This window comes from Pseudomonas sp. R1-1, assembly GCF_051132135.1.
GTDB lineage: Bacteria > Pseudomonadota > Gammaproteobacteria > Pseudomonadales > Pseudomonadaceae > Aquipseudomonas.
In genome coordinates this window covers 111,646-129,168 of the sequence record NZ_CP071663.1, presented here as the reverse complement: position 1 = coordinate 129,168, position 17,523 = coordinate 111,646, and the positions used below count along the sequence as shown (strand labels likewise).

Annotated in this window: 16 protein-coding genes; 10 read left to right on the top strand and 6 right to left on the bottom strand. The window is 60.5% G+C overall.

Features of this window, described 5'->3' with window-relative positions; all coding sequences use genetic code 11:
* Window positions 1–113: 113 nt before the first annotated feature.
* On the bottom strand, window positions 114–2,984 hold the full coding sequence (locus tag J3P75_RS00585; RefSeq protein WP_434708972.1) for an EAL domain-containing protein: 2,871 nt from the start codon (window positions 2,982–2,984) through the stop codon (window positions 114–116).
* Between the two features lie 256 nt (window positions 2,985–3,240).
* Here J3P75_RS00585 and uvrD point away from each other — a divergent pair, with 256 nt between their 5' ends.
* The 3 genes from uvrD to J3P75_RS00570 all read left to right on the top strand — a co-directional run bounded on the left by uvrD (window position 3,241) and on the right by J3P75_RS00570 (window position 7,138).
* A complete protein-coding gene (uvrD, locus tag J3P75_RS00580) occupies window positions 3,241–5,424 on the top strand; it encodes a DNA helicase II (RefSeq protein ID WP_434708971.1) in 2,184 nt (727 codons plus the stop codon).
* 289 nt (window positions 5,425–5,713) lie between these two features.
* Complete coding sequence (locus J3P75_RS00575; protein WP_203420076.1) at window positions 5,714–6,589, top strand: Tim44 domain-containing protein; 876 nt, start codon at window positions 5,714–5,716, stop codon at window positions 6,587–6,589.
* A gap of 141 nt (window positions 6,590–6,730) precedes the next feature.
* On the top strand, window positions 6,731–7,138 hold the full coding sequence (locus tag J3P75_RS00570; protein WP_003187120.1) for an SMI1/KNR4 family protein: 408 nt from the start codon (window positions 6,731–6,733) through the stop codon (window positions 7,136–7,138).
* Window positions 7,139–7,159: 21 nt separating this feature from the next.
* Here J3P75_RS00570 and J3P75_RS00565 read toward each other — a convergent pair whose 3' ends face one another.
* Window positions 7,160–8,923 carry a cation:proton antiporter gene (locus J3P75_RS00565; protein ID WP_434708970.1) on the bottom strand — a complete coding sequence of 588 codons (1,764 nt, stop codon included), beginning with the start codon at window positions 8,921–8,923 and terminating at the stop codon, window positions 7,160–7,162.
* Window positions 8,924–9,201: 278 nt separating this feature from the next.
* Here J3P75_RS00565 and J3P75_RS00560 point away from each other — a divergent pair, with 278 nt between their 5' ends.
* The gene (locus J3P75_RS00560; RefSeq protein WP_016772447.1) at window positions 9,202–9,684 is read left to right on the top strand and encodes an acyl-CoA thioesterase; all 483 of its coding nucleotides are present in this window, start codon (window positions 9,202–9,204) and stop codon (window positions 9,682–9,684) included.
* 105 nt (window positions 9,685–9,789) lie between these two features.
* Here the strand turns inward: J3P75_RS00560 and pdxY are convergent, their stop codons facing one another.
* Window positions 9,790–10,662, bottom strand: coding sequence for a pyridoxal kinase PdxY (gene pdxY, locus J3P75_RS00555; RefSeq protein ID WP_090287716.1), 873 nt, complete (start codon window positions 10,660–10,662; stop codon window positions 9,790–9,792).
* A 117-nt stretch (window positions 10,663–10,779) separates the two neighbouring features.
* Between pdxY and J3P75_RS00550 the strand changes: the two genes are divergently transcribed.
* Window positions 10,780–11,193, top strand: a complete 414-nt coding sequence (locus tag J3P75_RS00550) for a DUF3301 domain-containing protein (protein ID WP_434711390.1) — start codon at window positions 10,780–10,782, stop codon at window positions 11,191–11,193.
* A 6-nt stretch (window positions 11,194–11,199) separates the two neighbouring features.
* Here the strand turns inward: J3P75_RS00550 and J3P75_RS00545 are convergent, their stop codons facing one another.
* The gene (locus J3P75_RS00545; RefSeq protein WP_434708969.1) at window positions 11,200–12,165 is read right to left on the bottom strand and encodes a CobW family GTP-binding protein; all 966 of its coding nucleotides are present in this window, start codon (window positions 12,163–12,165) and stop codon (window positions 11,200–11,202) included.
* 27 nt (window positions 12,166–12,192) lie between these two features.
* Here J3P75_RS00545 and J3P75_RS00540 point away from each other — a divergent pair, with 27 nt between their 5' ends.
* Window positions 12,193–12,549, top strand: a complete 357-nt coding sequence (locus J3P75_RS00540) for an NADH:ubiquinone oxidoreductase (RefSeq protein ID WP_434708968.1) — start codon at window positions 12,193–12,195, stop codon at window positions 12,547–12,549.
* 4 nt (window positions 12,550–12,553) lie between these two features.
* On the opposite strand, the gene J3P75_RS00535 is transcribed toward J3P75_RS00540, so the two are convergent.
* Window positions 12,554–13,198 (bottom strand): DUF1826 domain-containing protein, encoded by a 645-nt coding sequence (locus J3P75_RS00535; RefSeq protein WP_434708967.1) that lies wholly within the window; start codon window positions 13,196–13,198, stop codon window positions 12,554–12,556.
* Entirely contained in the window at window positions 13,198–14,403 is a 1,206-nt protein-coding gene (zigA, locus tag J3P75_RS00530) for a zinc metallochaperone GTPase ZigA (protein ID WP_434708966.1), read from the bottom strand. The genes J3P75_RS00535 and zigA overlap by 1 nt, the downstream gene beginning before the upstream one ends.
* 196 nt (window positions 14,404–14,599) lie before the next feature.
* Between zigA and J3P75_RS00525 the strand changes: the two genes are divergently transcribed.
* The 4 genes from J3P75_RS00525 (at window position 14,600) to J3P75_RS00510 (ending at window position 17,513) form a co-directional block, all read left to right on the top strand.
* Entirely contained in the window at window positions 14,600–14,980 is a 381-nt protein-coding gene (locus tag J3P75_RS00525; RefSeq protein ID WP_434708965.1) for a glutamine synthetase, read from the top strand.
* 105 nt (window positions 14,981–15,085) lie between these two features.
* Window positions 15,086–15,982, top strand: coding sequence for a GTP cyclohydrolase FolE2 (gene folE2, locus J3P75_RS00520; RefSeq protein WP_434708964.1), 897 nt, complete (start codon window positions 15,086–15,088; stop codon window positions 15,980–15,982).
* Window positions 15,979–16,647, top strand: coding sequence for a metal ABC transporter ATP-binding protein (locus tag J3P75_RS00515; RefSeq protein WP_434708963.1), 669 nt, complete (start codon window positions 15,979–15,981; stop codon window positions 16,645–16,647). The genes folE2 and J3P75_RS00515 overlap by 4 nt, the downstream gene beginning before the upstream one ends.
* The gene (locus J3P75_RS00510; protein ID WP_434708962.1) at window positions 16,647–17,513 is read left to right on the top strand and encodes a metal ABC transporter permease; all 867 of its coding nucleotides are present in this window, start codon (window positions 16,647–16,649) and stop codon (window positions 17,511–17,513) included. The genes J3P75_RS00515 and J3P75_RS00510 overlap by 1 nt, the downstream gene beginning before the upstream one ends.
* The last annotated feature ends 10 nt before the right edge of the window (window positions 17,514–17,523 follow it).

Sequence of the window (17,523 nt, the reverse complement as noted above, 5' to 3'; positions counted from 1 at the left end):
CTTATGGGCAAGGATGTAGCACGCTTGTAGTTATACTACATGAATTGGCATTTTGCCTGCTCAATGCGTAACTCGATGTCCCGCTATCTGGCGCGATGGCCTGCATGTAGCCCTTAAAGCGGTTTTCCCTGTTCGCGCAAAAGCCCGGCCAGCGCGCCGGCGTCAACCGGACGACTGATCAGATAACCCTGCACTTCGTCACAACCTTCGCTGCGCAAGAACTCCAGTTGTTCCGGGCACTCGACGCCCTCAGCGACGACTTTCAGTGACAAGCCATGGGCCATGGCGATGATCGCGCGAGTGATCGCCGCGTCTTCGCTGCCCTCGTCCAAACCGCGAATGAACGCCTGATCGATCTTCACGTAATCCACCGGAATGCGCTTGAGATAACTCAGCGACGAATAGCCGGTACCGAAATCGTCGATCGCCAGTTTCACCCCCAGATCGCGCAGTTGCTGGAACGTCGCGATGATGTGCTCGACGCTGTCGAGCAACTGGCTTTCGGTGAGCTCCAGTTCCAGGCAATGCGGCGCCAGTCCCGTCTCCTCCAGCACCTGCCGCACCAGACTGACCAGTTTGCCCTGGCGCAGCTGGTGCACCGACAGGTTCACCGACACGCGGATCGGCGCCAGGCCCTGCCGCTGCCATTCGCAAGCCTGCCAGCAAGCCTGACGCAGGACGAACTCGCCGATCGGCCCGATCAGCCCGGTTTCCTCGGCCAGCCCGATGAAGTCCGCCGGCGGCACCTGGCCCATGCCCGGATGCTCCCAGCGCACCAGTGCTTCCGCGGCGTTCAGGCGGCCGGTTTGCAGGCACAGTTTCGGCTGATAGAAAACACTCAGCTGCTGCTCTTCGATGGCCCGGCGTAGATGGTTTTCCAGCTGCAAGCGCTCAAGGGTGCTGGCCTGCAAACTGTCGGTGTAGAACTGGAAGTTGTCGCCGCCCAGATGCTTGGCGTGCTGCATGGCCATGTTCGATTGGCTGACCAGCGCGGAAATCTCCCGGGCGTTGTCCGGCAGCAAACTGATGCCCATCGACGCGCTGACCACCAGCTCGTGCCCTTCCACCGTCAGCGGCAAGCGCAACTTCGATGACAACCTTGTGGCGACGCGGGCCAGACTCGACAGGTTGCCGTAGGCATCGAACAGCACCGCAAACTCATCCCCGGACAAGCGCGCGATCGTGTCGGCTTCCGGCAAGGCGTTGACCAGCCGCCGTGCCATTTTCTGCAGCAACTGGTCCGCGACCTCATGCCCGAGGCTGTCGTTAAGCAGCTTGAAGCGGTCCAGATTAATGTGCAGCAGGGCCAGACTGCGCCGGCTCTGCCGTGAGCGCTGATGCGCTTCGTGCAAGCGTTCGCGAAACAGCGAGCGGTTGGCCAGGCCGGTGAGTTCGTCGTAGTGAGTCAGATAACGCATGCGCTCTTCGGATTCGCGCCGCGCCGACAGATCGGCAAAGAAGCCGACGATATGGCTGACATTGCCGCGATTGTCGCGCACCGCATTCAATTGCAGCCATTGCGGATACAGCTCGCCGTTCTTGCGCGTTTCCACCAGTTCGCCCTGCCAACTGCCGTGCTGTTCCAGCGCGTGACGGATCGCCACGTAATGCCGGCGGGCATCGCGGCTGCACGGCAACTCGACGACATTGCGCCCGAGCATGTCGTCGATGTCATAGCCGGTGACCCGGCTGAAGGCCTGGTTGATCGCGATCAGCGCGTAGTTCGGGTCGAGAATCACAATGCCTTCACTGGCCGCTTCGAACACCGTCGCCGCCAGCCGTTGCTGTTCTTCCAGACTTTTGCTGGCGCTGATGTCGCGGCGCGTGCCGACCATGCGCATCACCCGCCCGCTGGCGCTGCGCTCTACCGCGCGGCCACGGTCTTCGATCCAGACCCAATGGCCGTCACCGTGACGCACACGATATTCAATCTGGTAGTCCTCGCTGCGCCCCTTCAAATGCTCGATCAACGCGTACTTGAGCGTCGGCAGATCTTCGGGATGCAAGCGTGGCTTGAGATCGCGCAGCAGCGCGGTGACGTATTCCGGGGCGAGGCCGAACAGCTCCTGAATCTGCGTATGGTGGACTTCGTCGGTCTGCAGGTTCCAGTCCCACAACCCCAGCTCGCTGGCCTTCAACGCCAGCGCCAGACGCGCCTCGCTTTTGCTCAGGGCCTGATTGGCCGCGTCCAGTTCGCGGCTGCGCTGGGCGACGCGGTCTTCGAGTTCGACCTGAGCCTCGCGCAGCTTGCTCTCGGCATCACGGCGTTGTTCGATCTCTTTGCCCAGTTCCTGGTTGAGCTGCTCGCCGCGCACCTGGGTCTGCTGCAAATGTTCGATCAGGTGCTGGTTCTGGAAGCGGCGCAGCAAACCGCGATCGATCAACCGATTGACCTGCCAGGCGACTACGCTCAGCGAGCCGAGCAGGATCAAGCCGAGCCAGCCCCAACCTCGCGCCTGTTCATCGCCGCCCCAGAACAGGTAGCCGATCGCTGGCAGGAGGCAGGGCAAGGTGAAAGACAGGAATGCCGGCAGACTTACGGCGTAAGCGACACTGGCCGACAGGGTCGCCGCGCCGATCAGGCCGAACACCCAGGCTTGTTGCATGAAGTTGTCGGCGGGCACCAGCGCGATGCCGGCACCGGCGAGCGTCAGGCCGGTCATGGTTGAGCCGAGCAGAAACATGCGTCGCCAGATCGGCTGAGCCTGACGATCAGGTATCGCCGAATCGAACGCCGCCACCTGAATCACCCGCAGCGCCACCAGCGACAACAGCCACACCAGCCAGATGCTGACCACAAAGTAACGCTGCGGGCTCCAGAGCAACGCCGCACAGACCAGGCCATTGATCAACATGAACAGCGTCGGCAACAACGAGCCCTGATACAGCAGACGCGTGCGCTCGACCGCCATTTCGACGGCATAGTGCTTGCGGATGACCCGGGGTTCCATAGAGGGTCCCGACAGTTCGGCGCTGAGGATCATGGGCAACGTTCTTGTTCTTATAAGGAGGGCGTGCGCCCGAAACGTCGACGGAGCATACACAAGCCGCTCCGGTTGCCAAACTGCTGCAGGTCACAATTGCGCCGAAACTTGCCCTTGTCCCGGCGCCGTCGCAACCGCTCAAGCGAGACGGGCCGAAGCCTGCAGCGGTGACCGACCGGTCGTCATCGACAGCACTTTCATCGGCTAATGCAACACGCGGTTTGCCCGGGCCTGCGGCGCACCCTAGAATGCCCCGATGCGCGATGATCTCTCCCTTCTGCTGAACTCCCTCAACGATGCCCAACGCCAGGCCGTAGCAGCCCCCGTTGGCCGTCAGTTGGTCCTGGCCGGTGCTGGCTCCGGTAAAACCCGAGTGCTGGTGCACCGTATCGCCTGGTTGATCCAGGTCGAAAACGCCTCGCCCCACTCCATCCTGTCGGTGACCTTCACCAACAAGGCCGCTGCCGAGATGCGTCACCGCATCGAGCAGTTGCTGGGTATCAACCCGGCCGGCATGTGGGTCGGCACCTTCCACGGCCTGGCGCACCGCTTGCTGCGGGCGCACTGGCAGGAAGCCGGCCTGAGCCAGACCTTCCAGATTCTCGACAGCGACGACCAGCAACGCCTGGTCAAGCGGGTGATCCGCGAGCTGGGTCTGGATGAACAACGCTGGCCGGCCCGTCAGGCGCAGTGGTTCATCAATGGGCAGAAAGACGAAGGCCTGCGGCCGCAACATATCCAGGCCAGCGGCGATCTGTACCTGGCGACCATGCGGGGCATTTACGAGGCCTACGAGGCGGCGTGCCAGCGCGCCGGGGTCATCGATTTCTCCGAATTGCTGCTGCGCGCCCTCGACCTGTGGCGCGATCATCCCGGCCTGCTGGCGCACTATCAGAAGCGTTTCCGGCACATTCTGGTCGACGAATTCCAGGATACCAACGCCGTGCAGTACGCCTGGTTGCGCCTGCTCGGCAAGGGCGGCGACAGCCTGATGGTAGTCGGCGACGACGACCAGTCGATTTACGGCTGGCGCGGCGCGAAGATCGAGAACATCCACCAGTACTCGTCCGACTTCCCGGATTCGGTGACCATTCGTCTGGAGCAGAACTACCGCTCCACCGCCGGCATCCTCAAGGCGGCCAACGCGCTGATTGCCAACAATACCGGGCGTCTGGGCAAAGAGCTGTGGACCGATGGCGGCGACGGCGAAGCGATCAATCTGTACGCCGCGTTCAACGAACACGACGAAGCACGCTACGTTGTCGAAACCATCGAGAGTGCGCTGAAAAGCGGCCTGGCGCGCAGCGAGATCGCGATCCTGTACCGCTCCAACGCCCAGTCGCGGGTGCTCGAAGAAGCCCTGTTGCGCGAGCGCATTCCGTACCGTATCTACGGCGGCCAGCGCTTTTTCGAACGCGCCGAAATCAAGAACGCCATGGCCTACCTGCGCTTGCTCGAAGGTCGTGGCAACGATGCGGCCCTGGAGCGGGTGATCAACGTGCCGGCCCGCGGTATCGGTGAGAAAACCGTCGAGGCGATTCGTGAGCACGCCCGGCACAGCGATGTGTCGATGTGGGAAGCGATGCGCCTGCTGGTCGCCAACAAAGGCCTGACCGGTCGCGCGGCCAGCGCACTGGGTGCGTTTATCGAGCTGATCGAAAACCTTGCCGCCAAGTGTGCCGAGATGCCGTTGCACTTGATGACCCAGACCGTCATCGAGCAGTCCGGCCTGATCGCGTACCACGAAGCGGAAAAAGGCGAAAAAGGTCAGGCGCGGGTAGAAAACCTTGAGGAACTGGTCAGCGCCGCGCGCAACTTCGAAAACACCGAAGAAGACGAAGAGCTGACGCCACTGGCGGCGTTCCTCGGTCACGCTTCGCTGGAGGCCGGCGACACCCAGGCCGACGAACACGAAGACAGCATCCAACTGATGACCCTGCACAGCGCCAAAGGCCTGGAGTTCCCTTACGTGTTCCTTGTGGGCATGGAAGAAGGCCTGTTCCCGCACAAGATGAGCCTCGAAGAACCGGGGCGTCTGGAAGAAGAGCGACGTCTGGCCTATGTAGGTATCACCCGGGCGATGCAGAATCTGGTGATGACTTACGCAGAAACCCGCCGCCTGTACGGCAGCGAGACCTACAACAAGGTCTCGCGTTTCGTCCGCGAGGTGCCTAAAGGTCTGATTCAGGAAGTGCGTCTGTCGAACAGCGTCAGCCGCCCCTTCGGCGGCAACCAGTCGATGAGTGGCAGCAACCTGTTCAGCGGCAGCGAAATACCGGAGACCGGTTTCGTCCTCGGCCAGGCCGTGCGCCATTCGATTTTCGGCGAAGGCGTGATCCTCAACTTCGAAGGCTCCGGCGCGCAGGCCCGGGTACAGGTGAACTTCGGCGAAGGCAGCAAGTGGCTGATGCTCGGTTACGCCAAGCTCGAAGCCATCTGACGCTGGTTTCGCTTGCTTTCTGTAGGAGTGAGCCTGCTCGCGATAGCGGTCTGTCAGTCATCAATGTGTTGACTGACACACCCTCATCGCGAGCAGGCTCACTCCTACAGAAGACCCAAATCCAGCTGAACCTATCGCCTTTTCCTACACACAAAAGTACATCGGCTGATTGTCTCGCCAAGCTGAACGCAACCTGTCAGGCAAAAGCCGGAAACACTCTCTCGCTAGCCAGTAACACTTCAGCTGTGCAACATGGCGCGCGTGTCTCCACAAAACGGGAATACCCTTTATGAAACGTTTTCTTAGCATCGCCATGGCGTTGTGCATCGGCCTGACGATGAGCCTCGACGCCAACGCCAAGCGCTTTGGTGGTGGCAAAAGCGCCGGCGCTGCGCCGACGCACCAGACCAGCCAGATGGCTCCTTCTTCTCCAGGCGTGGGCGGTGCAGCTGCAACCGCTGGCGCTGCCGGTGCTGCGGGCGCTGCGGCCAAGGCCGGTGGTGCTTCCAAATGGCTCGGCCCTCTGGCCGGTATCGCCGCCGGTGGCCTGCTCGCGTCCATGTTCATGGGCGGAGGCTTCCAGGGCATGCAGATCTTCGACATCCTGATCATGGCGCTGATCGCGTTCGTGATCTTCCGCTTCATCGCCGCCCGTCGTCGCAAGCAGCAGGAGCAGTTCGCTCCGGCCGGCGCGCCGATGCAGCGTGAAGTGTTCGAGCAGAAACCTGCTGCCATGGGTTCGATCTTCGGTGGTTCGGCCGCTCCGGCTGCTGCCCGCCCGGTGATCAACGCACCGGCCTGGTTCAACGAACAGCGCTTCCTTGAAGCCGCGCGCAGCCACTTCCAGTCGCTGCAGCAGCACTGGGACGCCAACGAAATGGACAAGATCGCCGAGTTCGTCACGCCACAAATGCTTGAGTTCCTCAAGCGTGAGCGCGCCGATCTGGGTGATGGCTTCCAGTCGACCTACATCGACAACCTGCAAGTGCAACTGGACGGCGTCGATGATCGCGCCGACAAGACCATCGCCACCCTGACCTTCACCGGCGTATCGAAGACCTCGCGCTTCGACCAGGGCGAAGTGTTCAGCGAAAGCTGGAACATGGAGCGTCCGCAGGGCGACAACCAGCCTTGGCTGGTCGCCGGTATCCGCCAGAACGGCTGATTGCCTGCTGCGCTAGACTTGCGGTAATAAAAAAACCCCAGCCTCGGCTGGGGTTTTCTATTTCGCAGTTGCATCTATAGCGAGCTACTGTATAAACCGGCCCCTATAAACCGCGCCATTCAAGCAAGAGGATCCCCGGACGTGGAAGAAATCATCGAACAACTACGCGAAGCCAACGAACCCGTACCGGTTCCCCTGGAATTGCCTGACGAAGACCTGCTGGTCGAAATCGAAGAACAATTGTTCATCGACATTCCATTTGTCTTCAGGGAGTTTTTGCTGACCGTCAGCGATGTGGTCTATGGCAGTCTCGAACCCGTCACCGTCACCGACCCGCAATCCCACACCTATCTGCCGGATGTCGCAGCCAATGCATGGGATGCGGGGGTGGATCGCAGCTTGATCCCGATCTGTCAGGACGGTGATGACTACTACTGTGTCGAAGAAGACGGCACCGTGGTGCTTTGGCAAGCCGAAGAAGAGCTGATTGCCGAAGAAACCTGGGAATCGGTGTGGCACTGGGCGCGGGACGTCTGGCTGGAAAGCTGATCGGCCAGCCGCCCCGGCGGCTTAGTGCCCTGACGATTCCTTGTGATTGTCGAGGGTTTCCAGCAGCGCCACCTGCATCCGCGTGTGCACTCGGATGAACCAGCGCCAGAGCAGCGCCGCCACCGCGGCCGCCACCACGGCGATCAGCACCAGCAACTTGTTGGTCGGCAGGATACTGGCCGACAAGGCTGCCAGCAGCAGGAAAATCACCAGCAGCGAGAGAATCGGGATCACCTCGGCGATCACCCGACGCACTCGCTGCGTGTGCCGCCCGGCCATCTCCGGCTTGACGCCCATTTCCGCCAACAGCATCGATAGCGCCTTGAGCTTGCGATAAGCCGCGATCAGGAACGGCAGCGACACCAGCAACGCGCCGCCCCAGATCAACGCTTTCTGCCAACTCGGATCGCCGATCCAGTCCTGCAGCCAGACAGACAGACGTTCGGCGAAATACGCCCCGGCGATGAAAATCGCAATCACCAGCGCCAGGTTGACCCCGACCTGCAACAGTATTCGCCGGATCATCGACGCCAGCATCGCGCCCTCGCCTTGCGGCTGGATGCTGCGCAGCCATTCACCGTACATGCCCAGCACCCGGCCGAGACTCTTGGGCATGGCCGCGGATAACTTGATCGACAGCGGATCGGCCGCGCGTATCAGATACGGCGTCAGCAGCGTGGTGATCACCGATACCGCCACGGCGACCGGGTAGAGGAAATGGCTGGTGACCTGCAGGGTCATGCCCAATGCGGCGATAATGAAGGAAAATTCGCCGATCTGTGACAGGCCCATCCCCACTCGCAGCGAGGTACGTCCGTCATTGCCGGCGATAAACGCACCGAGGCCGCAGGACAACATCTTGCCCAGCACCACGGCCACGGTAATCACCGCAATCGGCCAGGCGTATTCGAGCAGGATCATCGGGTCGAGCATCAGCCCGATGGCAACGAAGAAGATTGCGCTGAACAGATCACGCACCGGCTCGACCAGCCGTTCGATCTTCAGCAGTTGCCGCGACTCGGCCATGATCGCGCCAATGAGGAAGGCGCCGAGGACCATGCTGTATTCAAGTTTGACCACCAGCAGGCAGAAGCCGAAACACAAGCCCAGCACGGTGATCAGCAGCATCTCGTTGCTGTCGAATTTCGCCACGTAGGCCAGCAGGCGCGGCACCAGCAGGATGCCGATGACCAGCGCAACGATCATGAACAGCGACAGCTTGCCGACCGTGGAAAACACCTCGCCCGAGCTTACCGTGCCGCTGACCGCGATGCTCGACAGCAGCGCAATGATGCCGATGCCGAGGATGTCCTCGACGATCAGTACGCCGAAGATCAACTGCGCGAAGCGCTCGTTCTTCATCTTCAGATCATTGAGGGCTTTGACGATGATGGTGGTCGAGGAAATCGCCAGGATCGCTCCGAGGAACAGCGAGTCCATGGTGTTCCAGTCGAACCAGCGGCCGATTTCGTAACCGATCCAGATCATCAGGACGATTTCCAGAAATGCCGCGATAAACGCTGTGGCGCCGACCTTGAACAGCTTGCGCAGGCTGAACTCCAGCCCGAGGCAGAACATCAGGAAGATCACCCCCAGCTCGGCGAGGGTCTTGATGGTGTCTTCGTCGTGGATCAGGCCGAACGGTGGCGTATGCGGGCCGATGATGAAGCCGGCCACGATGTAGCCGAGTACCACCGGTTGTTTGAAACGATGAAACAGCACGGTCACCACACCTGCAACCAACATGATCACTGCCAGATCCTGAATGAAGCTGATGGCATGCATGGTGTGGGCTCCTTGAATGACGAGGCCGCGGACAGACGTCAAAAGTGTCTGCGCAGGCTGGGTAAAAATCCGCTTCGGCTGTAGGAATTGCCCTTGGGCAGGGCTTTTGCAGGTTAACACCGCGACTTCTTTCTGAAAGCCGGTGCAATATAAGGAAACAGATCGATTGCGGCGTGACGGCGAGCCTGCGCCCGGCGTCCCGATAACGGCGCTTTCGATAAGCGACCAGGCACCCGCAGAGGTGCTTTCAGCCATCCGCCTTGACCCGTGAGAACGTTATGGAACCCGGAAACGCCCAGCTGTCGATGACGGTACTGATGACCCCCGATATGGCCAACTTCTCTGGCAATGTCCACGGCGGTACGCTGCTCAAATACCTCGACGAAGTGGCCTACGCCTGCGCCAGCCGGTATGCCGGCCGCTACGTGGTGACCCTGTCGGTGGATCAGGTGATTTTCCGTGAGCCGATCCATGTCGGCGAACTGGTGACCTTCCTCGCGTCGGTCAACTACACCGGCAATACCTCGATGGAAGTCGGTATCAAAGTGGTCACCGAGAACATCCGCGAGCGCTCGGTGCGCCACACCAACAGCTGTTTCTTCACCATGGTCGCCGTGGACGACCAGCGCAAACCCGCCGCCGTACCGCCGCTGCAACCGCAGAACAGCGAAGACAAGCGCCGCTTCATGCAGGCGCAGCAACGTCGGCAGATTCGTCAGGAGCTGGAAAAGCGTTATCAGGAGATCAAGGGCGACGCTTGAGATTTGTTGCGTTAAGAAAATCGCTATCGCGAGCAGGCTCACTCCTACATTGGAATGCGTTTCCCTGTAGGAGTGAGCCTGCTCGCGATTGGATTCAACGCGGTATTACAAACTGATCGCCGTCGCCTCGAACTTCACCCGCGGATGCGCAATCCGGTCCTGCGCCCGCACCAGTTGCAACTCGTAACTGGCACACGCCTGAGTCTCCAGCAGCACCTCATGCACCGCCGCCGCCGTGAACTCGAACGCGGCCAGCAGGCTGTCACCCAGCAGCACACGCGCCAGAAACAGACCGGACGTCAGATCGCCCACGCCCACCGGCTGACGCGGAAACGCCAGCAGCGGACGGCGCAGGTGCCAACTGCCTTCAGCGGTCACCAGCAACATTTCGAAGCCATCGGCCGGTTTGCCTGGATAGTCCAGATGCTTGACCAGCACCGCTTTCGGCCCGCGTGCCAGCAGTGCCCGCGCCATCGCCAGGCAATCGAACAGCGATTGCGGCTTGCGTCCGGAAAAGCTGTCCAGCTCCAACTGGTTCGGGCACATGATGTCCGCCACCGCTGCCGCCTCATCCAGCAGGAAGTCGCTGACTTCGGTCGGCACGCTGCAGCCTTTCTCCGGGTGGCCCATCACCGGGTCACATAAATACAGCATCTTCGGATTGACCGCTTTGATGCGTGCCACACCGCTGAGAATCGCCCGCCCCTGCGCGGCGCTGCCGAGGTAGCCGGAGAGCACCGCGTCGCAGTTGCCCAGCTCACCAATGGCGGCAATCCCTTCGATCAGCGCGGGAATCTGCTGCGGCGCCAGCACTTCACCCGCCCACTGACCGTATTGGGTGTGGTTGGAAAACTGCACGGTGTTGAGCGGCCAGACATTGACCCCGACCCGCTGCATCGGAAAAACCGCGGCGCTGTTGCCGGCGTGGCCGAACACCACATGGGACTGGATGGCGAGCAGATGAGGCGTACGTTTCATTCGGGTCATTCCGTAAAACGATTGAAATTCAAGCCGCGCAGTATGCGACGAAACGCAGCCTGTACGACAGACCGGCGACGCAGTTAAGCTGACGCCATCTTTTGGAGTTCGATGTTGATGCTGACCCTGGAAAACATCTTCGTGCTGATGCTGTTCGCCGCTGCCGGCGCCTGGTTATGGCATAACCACGGCTTGCGCGAGCGCGCGCTGGAGCGGGTCAAGCAGCATTGCACCAATGTCGGCGTCGAATTGCTCGACGGCAACGTCGCGTTGAAGAAGATCGGCCTGATCAAGGATGCCAGCGGTCGCCGACGCCTGGCGCGGGTCTATAACTTCGAGTTCACCGTGACCGGCGAAACCCGGCACAACGGCACCATCACTCAGTTCGGTGCGCACAGTGCGCAGATCGAACTGGCGCCCTACCCCGCGCCGTTCGACGATACCTCGCCAGTCGTGGAAGTCAGCAAGCCGCGCGCCGAAGTGATCGAACTGAGTCAGTGGCGTCAGGAGCACACCAAGTGGAAGCCGTGAGCTGACTCAGAGCAACCGGCAGCGCGCCAGACCTGCCTGCAATTCATCAGTGTTTTGTGGCTCAGCAAAGATCAGCTCGATTCGCGAGTCTTTGCGCCATTCGCTGGTTTGCCATTCCAGACTGGCGTTATCCAGTGCGTTCGCCGACACCCAGCCATCCGGGCTGTGGATCACCAGTTTCGCCCGCTTCCACTGAAGTGCCTGCAGCCAGTCGGCAATGGGCTGTTTGCCGAACGTCTGGCCCGGATGCCAACGCCAACCGATACTCCAGCCGCCCTCCTGCGCCTGACTCAGGCAAATCGGCACGGTCGGATCGCTCCAGACGGCCGGGAGCTGCGCGGGTCCCTGAGGCATGAGCAGATTATCCGCGCCACTCACCGCTTGCGCGGCCAAGCCCGGCAATTCACTCAAGGACAATTGCGCCTGGCTGGTCCAGATCAGCCTGACCGGCGGCAGCTGTCTGGCGATTTTCTGCCGCTGGTCCTCAACGAGACCTTCGGCTTTGTTCATCAAGACCAAGCCGGCACCGCTCAACGCCTGTTGTTGCGCTGCTGGCAGTGCTTGTCCTGCATGCAGTGCCTGAGCATCCAGCACCAGCACACTCGGCTGCACCGCCAATACGCCAAGCCATGGCGCCTCGCTCAATTGCCTGAGCAACTGCAGCGGATGGCCCAGCCCGGATGGTTCGATGAACAAGCGATCCGGCTTGGCCCTGCGCAGCAACCGTGCGAGGCCGATCTGGAATGGCGCGCCGTTGACACAACACAAACAGCCGCCGGCGACTTCAGCCAGGTCGGTACCCGCTGCGTCGCGGCTCAGCAACGCGGCATCCAGACCGATCTGGCCGAACTCATTGATCAACACAGCCCAGCGTTCGCCAGACGGACGCTGGGCCATGAGCTGGCGAATCAGACTGGTTTTGCCAGCGCCCAGAGGGCCAGCAATGACATGGGTGGGAATGTTCTGCAACATGGCGGCAAGCTTTTGGGAGATTAGAAGATGCGTTGGATGGGATGGTCGTTGCTGTTGGCGCTGCTGTCGAGCGAAGCGTGGGCCCAGGCCTGTGTGGTGCACAGCCAGGGCGAACGGCTCGACGTCAGAGTCTGTCAGCAGAACCGCAACATTCCCGAGAAACTGTTTAATGACGGCTTCTGCCAGCCGACCCTGGCCGGGCAAAAAGTCGAGGTGCAATACGTCGATCAATGCCCGAGCGGTGCGTTTGGCGTGTGCAGCAACGCGCAAGTTACCAATATGCCCTATCGCCAGGACATCCACTATTACGGTGTGGCCACTGATGCGGCGTACCTGAAACCGTATTGTGAAGCTCAGAGCCAAGGGTCATGGCTCAGGCCTTGAAGCATCAGCCGAGCCAGTCGAGGGTCAGAATCAAGCGGCGCTCGCCCACTAACGGTTGCGGCGAGCGGTGGATCAAGCCGAAACCTTCGTTGCCATGCCATTTTTCGCCCTTCAACAACGCAACCTCGCCGCTGCTGAGTTGCTGAATATCCGCGTGGGGTTCGGCGTCGGCTTGGCCGAGTTGACGGCGATCCATCGCACCCTCCGCGAGCCATTGGCTGCCGACGCCGGCGTAGGTCGTGATCAGCCGCACCGGTACGTGATCAACGTGGAAGCGCGGACACATGGCTTTGTCCAGCGCCCGCAGGCGCAGGCCGATCCGCCGCGCACCGAGCAAGCAGGCAAAGGCGCTGACCAGCCATTGCAAGTCGGCCATAAAGCCCTCGTAACCCTGCACATCGCGAAACTCCGTAGCCAGCCCGGTGAGATCCGGCTCGGCGTCCTCTTCGGGCAACTCCAGACACAGCGACTGCGCCAAAGGCTGGTTGAGCGACAGCAGCACATCGGCAAACTCGCTGATGTGCAGTGGCAACTGTCGCTGCCAGACGGCCAGATTCACCTCGTCTTCGAAAATGCGCGTCAGTGCCTGTGGGGTCGGGCCTTGATGCTGTTGGCGGGTTTGGTTTCCCGGCAATTGGAGTGCAGGCATCAGGCGGCCTCTTCGTGCCAAGGACCAAATGGGTCCGCGAGCATTCGCCAGCCCTCGGCACCGAGCGCCATTTCATCATCAGTGAGCAGGCAGGCATCCAATTCAGCAGTGAGTTGTAGGAAATCGATGTTCTGGCCGATGAACACCAGCTCCTGGCGGCAATCTCCTACGCTCGGCGTCCAGTTTTCCAGGATGGCTGCGCTGCTTTCCTGATCCTGTGGCCATTGGTCTTTCGGTACGAACCGCCACCAGCGCCCGGCAAAACCGTGACGCATCAAGCCACCGGCCTGCGACCAGCTCCCGGCGTCGGTGGGCTTGCTCGCCAGCCAGAAAAAACCTTTGGAGCGCAGCAGTTTGCCGGTCAGCCATGGGCGGTTGATGAAGTCGAAGAAGCGTTGCGGGTGAAAGGGCCGCCGCGCGCGGTATGCCGTCGAGGCGATGCCATACTCATCGGTTTCCGGGATGTGCTCCCCCCGTAGCTCCTTGAGCCAACCTGGCGCTTGCGCGGCTTTTTCGAAGTCAAAACGGCCGGTGTTCAGCAGTTTCTCCAGCGGCACCTCGCCCATCACCATCGGGATGATTTCGGCCTGCGCGTTCAGGCGCTTGAGGATGGCGATCAGTTCTTCACGTTCTGGCCGGCTGATCAGGTCGATCTTGCTGATCAACAACACGTCAGCGAACTCGATTTGCTCGATCAACAGGTCGGTGATTGCGCGTTCGTCGTCCTCACCCAGGATTTCACCGCGAGAGGCCAGGCTTTCTGCTGCCTGGTAATCGGGAAGGAAGTTCACGCCGTCGACCACCGTCACCATGGTGTCGAGACGGGCAATATCGCACAGGCTTTGGCCGTGTTCGTCGCGAAAGGTGAAGGTTTCCGCGACGGGTAGCGGCTCGGAAATGCCGGTGGATTCGATGAGCAGGTAATCGAAGCGATCTTCGCGGGCGAGCTTGCTGACTTCTTCAAGCAGGTCCTCGCGTAACGTACAACAGATACAGCCATTGCTCATTTCGACTATTTTTTCTTCAGCGCGGTTAAGGCTGACATCGCGCTGGACTTCGCTGCCATCGATATTGATCTCGCTCATATCATTAACAATTACAGCTACGCGCATTCCGCTTCGATTACGTAGTACGTAATTCAAAAGCGTACTTTTACCGGCACCCAGAAATCCTGAAAGCACGGTGACGGGCAATTTTTCTGACATTGGATAAATCCTGTCTTTGAGCCAGCAATGGGCGAATTCCTCAGTGCCATGCATCCCATCGCTGCATTGAATCAACGTAGGTATCTGAAAAAATCAAAATCATGGAGGCTGAGGCCGGGTTGCTTTTATGTTATGTTATAACCATAAAAACAAACCAGCTTTTGTTTCGCCCTGAGGTACTCGCTTGAAACGGTCCATGACGAAAAACGCCCTGCTTGGGGTTTCGCTGAGCTGTGCCCTGCTGCCCGCCGTAAGCACGCTGGCGCAGCCGGGGCCACCTGCTACTTGCACGCAGAGTGCGAATCTTCTGGCTTGCGCGGACGCTGACGGCAATAGCTACAGCGTGAACACCGTGGGCAACACGCTTTATTTGCGCGGCTTCGAAAAAGACAGGCATCGCTATTGGGCACAAACCAACAGTCGCTTCGGTCAGCTCACCTTTTTTACCGGTATCGCTTCGAACGGAGAGGCGTGGGTGGGTTACACCCGTCGCGTGGGCTGGACCACGATCAACCGTTTTTCGAGTTCTGGCGGAGGTAGCGCGAAATTCACCTGTAGCCGAATGACCGGGTGCTAAGCACTCCCGCTTCTTGCTTGGGTAAAGATATATTCATGAAACAAGCAATGGCGTGCGCATTGTTATACTGTAACATCCGATTCGTTCATATCGACGGTTACAACCATGAATTCACTGACACTTCCGGATATTGCCGCAGAGGCGCTGCGCGAAAATGTGCCGCTTGAATGGGTAGGCATGCAGGGCATCGCCTTGCCGATCCACCTGCAAGGAAAGCCTCTGAGTGCCAAGGCAGACGCGGGGGTGAGCCTTGATGATGGCGAAGCGCGGGGCATACATATGTCGCGCCTGTACCTGGCGTTGGACGCACTGGAACAGAAGGAGCTTTCGCCTTCTTTACTGCGTCGTGTACTCAGCCAATTTCTCGATAGTCATGAGGGCTTATCCAGCTGCGCTTATCTCAATCTGCACACTGAGTTACTGCTGAAACGCCCCGCGCTAGTCAGCCCTTTGGCCGGCTGGAAGGCCTATCCAGTGTGCATTACCGCCACGCTGAAAAGGCAAATGTTCCACGTGGAACTAAAACTTGAATTGCCCTATTCCTCGACCTGCCCTTGCTCAGCGGCGTTAGCCAGACAACTGATCCAGCAACAATTCATCGATGACTTCGCCAACCAAACGTTGCAACACGCCGATGTGCTGGCGTGGCTCGGCTCTTCTCGCGGCATCGTTGCCACGCCTCATAGCCAGCGCAGTACTGCACAACTGCATCTTCATCTCGATCAATCCATCGACGAGTTACCGCTGAATACGCTCATCGACGCTGCCGAAGCAGCGCTCGGCACAGCCGTACAAACTGCGGTGAAGCGTGCCGACGAGCAAGCCTTCGCACTCGCCAACGGGCAGAATCTGATGTTTTGTGAAGACGCTGCACGCCGCTTGAATCTGGCGCTGCGCCGCATCCCAGGGGTCAGCGCTTTCCGCCTGCGCGTTGTTCACGCCGAAAGCCTGCACGCTCACGACGCTGTTGCCGAAAGCCAATGGCAGCGGGAGTCGGCATGATTCGTTGCCAATCATTGAGCTGGGGAGCCCCGGGCCAACCGCTGACTTCGCCGCTGAACCTGCAACTCGACAGCGGCTCACTCACAGCAATCATCGGTGCCAATGGCTGCGGCAAAAGCAGTCTGCTGAAAGTCATTGCCGGCCTACAAAAGCCACTGGCTGGCAAAGTCTCGCTCGGTGTTCCACGGCAAAGCGGATTGTCCTTCCTCCCGCAGCAGCAGCATCTCGATCGGCAGTTTCCGATCAACCTGCAAGAGCTGGTTGCCGCGGGATTCTGGGGGCGCCGGTTATCAACGCAACTGCGCGTGCAACGGTTGCAAGCCGCGCTGGAGAACTGGCACTTGCACGGACTCGAACAGCGCCCGTTGATGGCGCTGTCCGGCGGCGAGTTGCAGCGCGGCCTGCTTGCCCGTTTGAGCCTGACCGACGCGCCCGTGCTGCTGCTCGATGAACCCCACGCGGCACTCGATGAACTCGGTCAACAACTGCTCTGGCAGCATATCCATGCATGGCACGGCGAAGGCCGAACACTCGTTGTGGTGTGTCATGACCTCGCTGCGGTACGCCAGCACATTCCCAGCACCTTGCTGATCAAGCATCGCGAGTGCCGCTTGGCGGCGAGTGCAGAGCTGATTCAGCAAACGCCCTACACCCAGGTGGCCTGATGCTCGCAATCAGCCAACTCTGGCAGCCGTTTAACGAATTCATGTTCATGCGTCGCGCCTTGTTCGGCGGTTTGGTGCTGGCCTGCAGTACGGCGCCGCTCGGGGTGTTTTTGATCCTGCGGCGTATGAGCCTGATCGGCGATGCGGTCGCTCATGGAATCCTGCCCGGCGCTGCACTGGGCTTCTGGTTTGCCGGGCTCAGTTTGCCGGCACTGACTTTCGGCGGCCTCGGTGCAGGCCTGGGCATGGCCGGACTGGCGGCCTGGATTACTCGCCGCACAGGCCTGCGCGAGGACGCCAGCCTCGCCGCGATCTACCCGATCTCGCTGGCCAGCGGCGTGCTGATTCTGGGTATCGCCGGAAAGCGCCTGGACCTTCTGCATCTGCTGTTCGGTTCAGCCTTGGCCGTCGATGGACCCACCTTGCAAGGCATGCTGTGGGTCTCGCTGTGCAGCCTGATCGCTATGGTTCTGATCTATAAACCGCTGGTACTCGACACCCTTGATCCACTGTTCCTGCGAACCGTCAGCCGTCTCGGCCCGCTGGCCCACGGTGTTTTCCTGACGCTGGTCGTGCTCAATCTGGTCATCGGTTTCCAGGCCATCGGCGCCTTGATGGTCGTCGGCCTGATGATGCTGCCCGCTGCAGCTTCGCGATTCTGGAGCCGACGTCTTCCGGTGCTGATTGCCGTTGCGGCTGTGATCGGTTGCCTGTCGGTGTGGCTGGGGTTGTTGCTGTCGTTCTATTACTCGCTGCCCAGCGGTCCGGCAATCGTGCTGGTCGCCGGCGCCGGTTATCTGTTGTCGGTGATCGTCGGGCCGGTCCATGGTCTGCTGCGCCGCCCGCCTTTGCTCACATCCCAATGAGGTGTTTCCC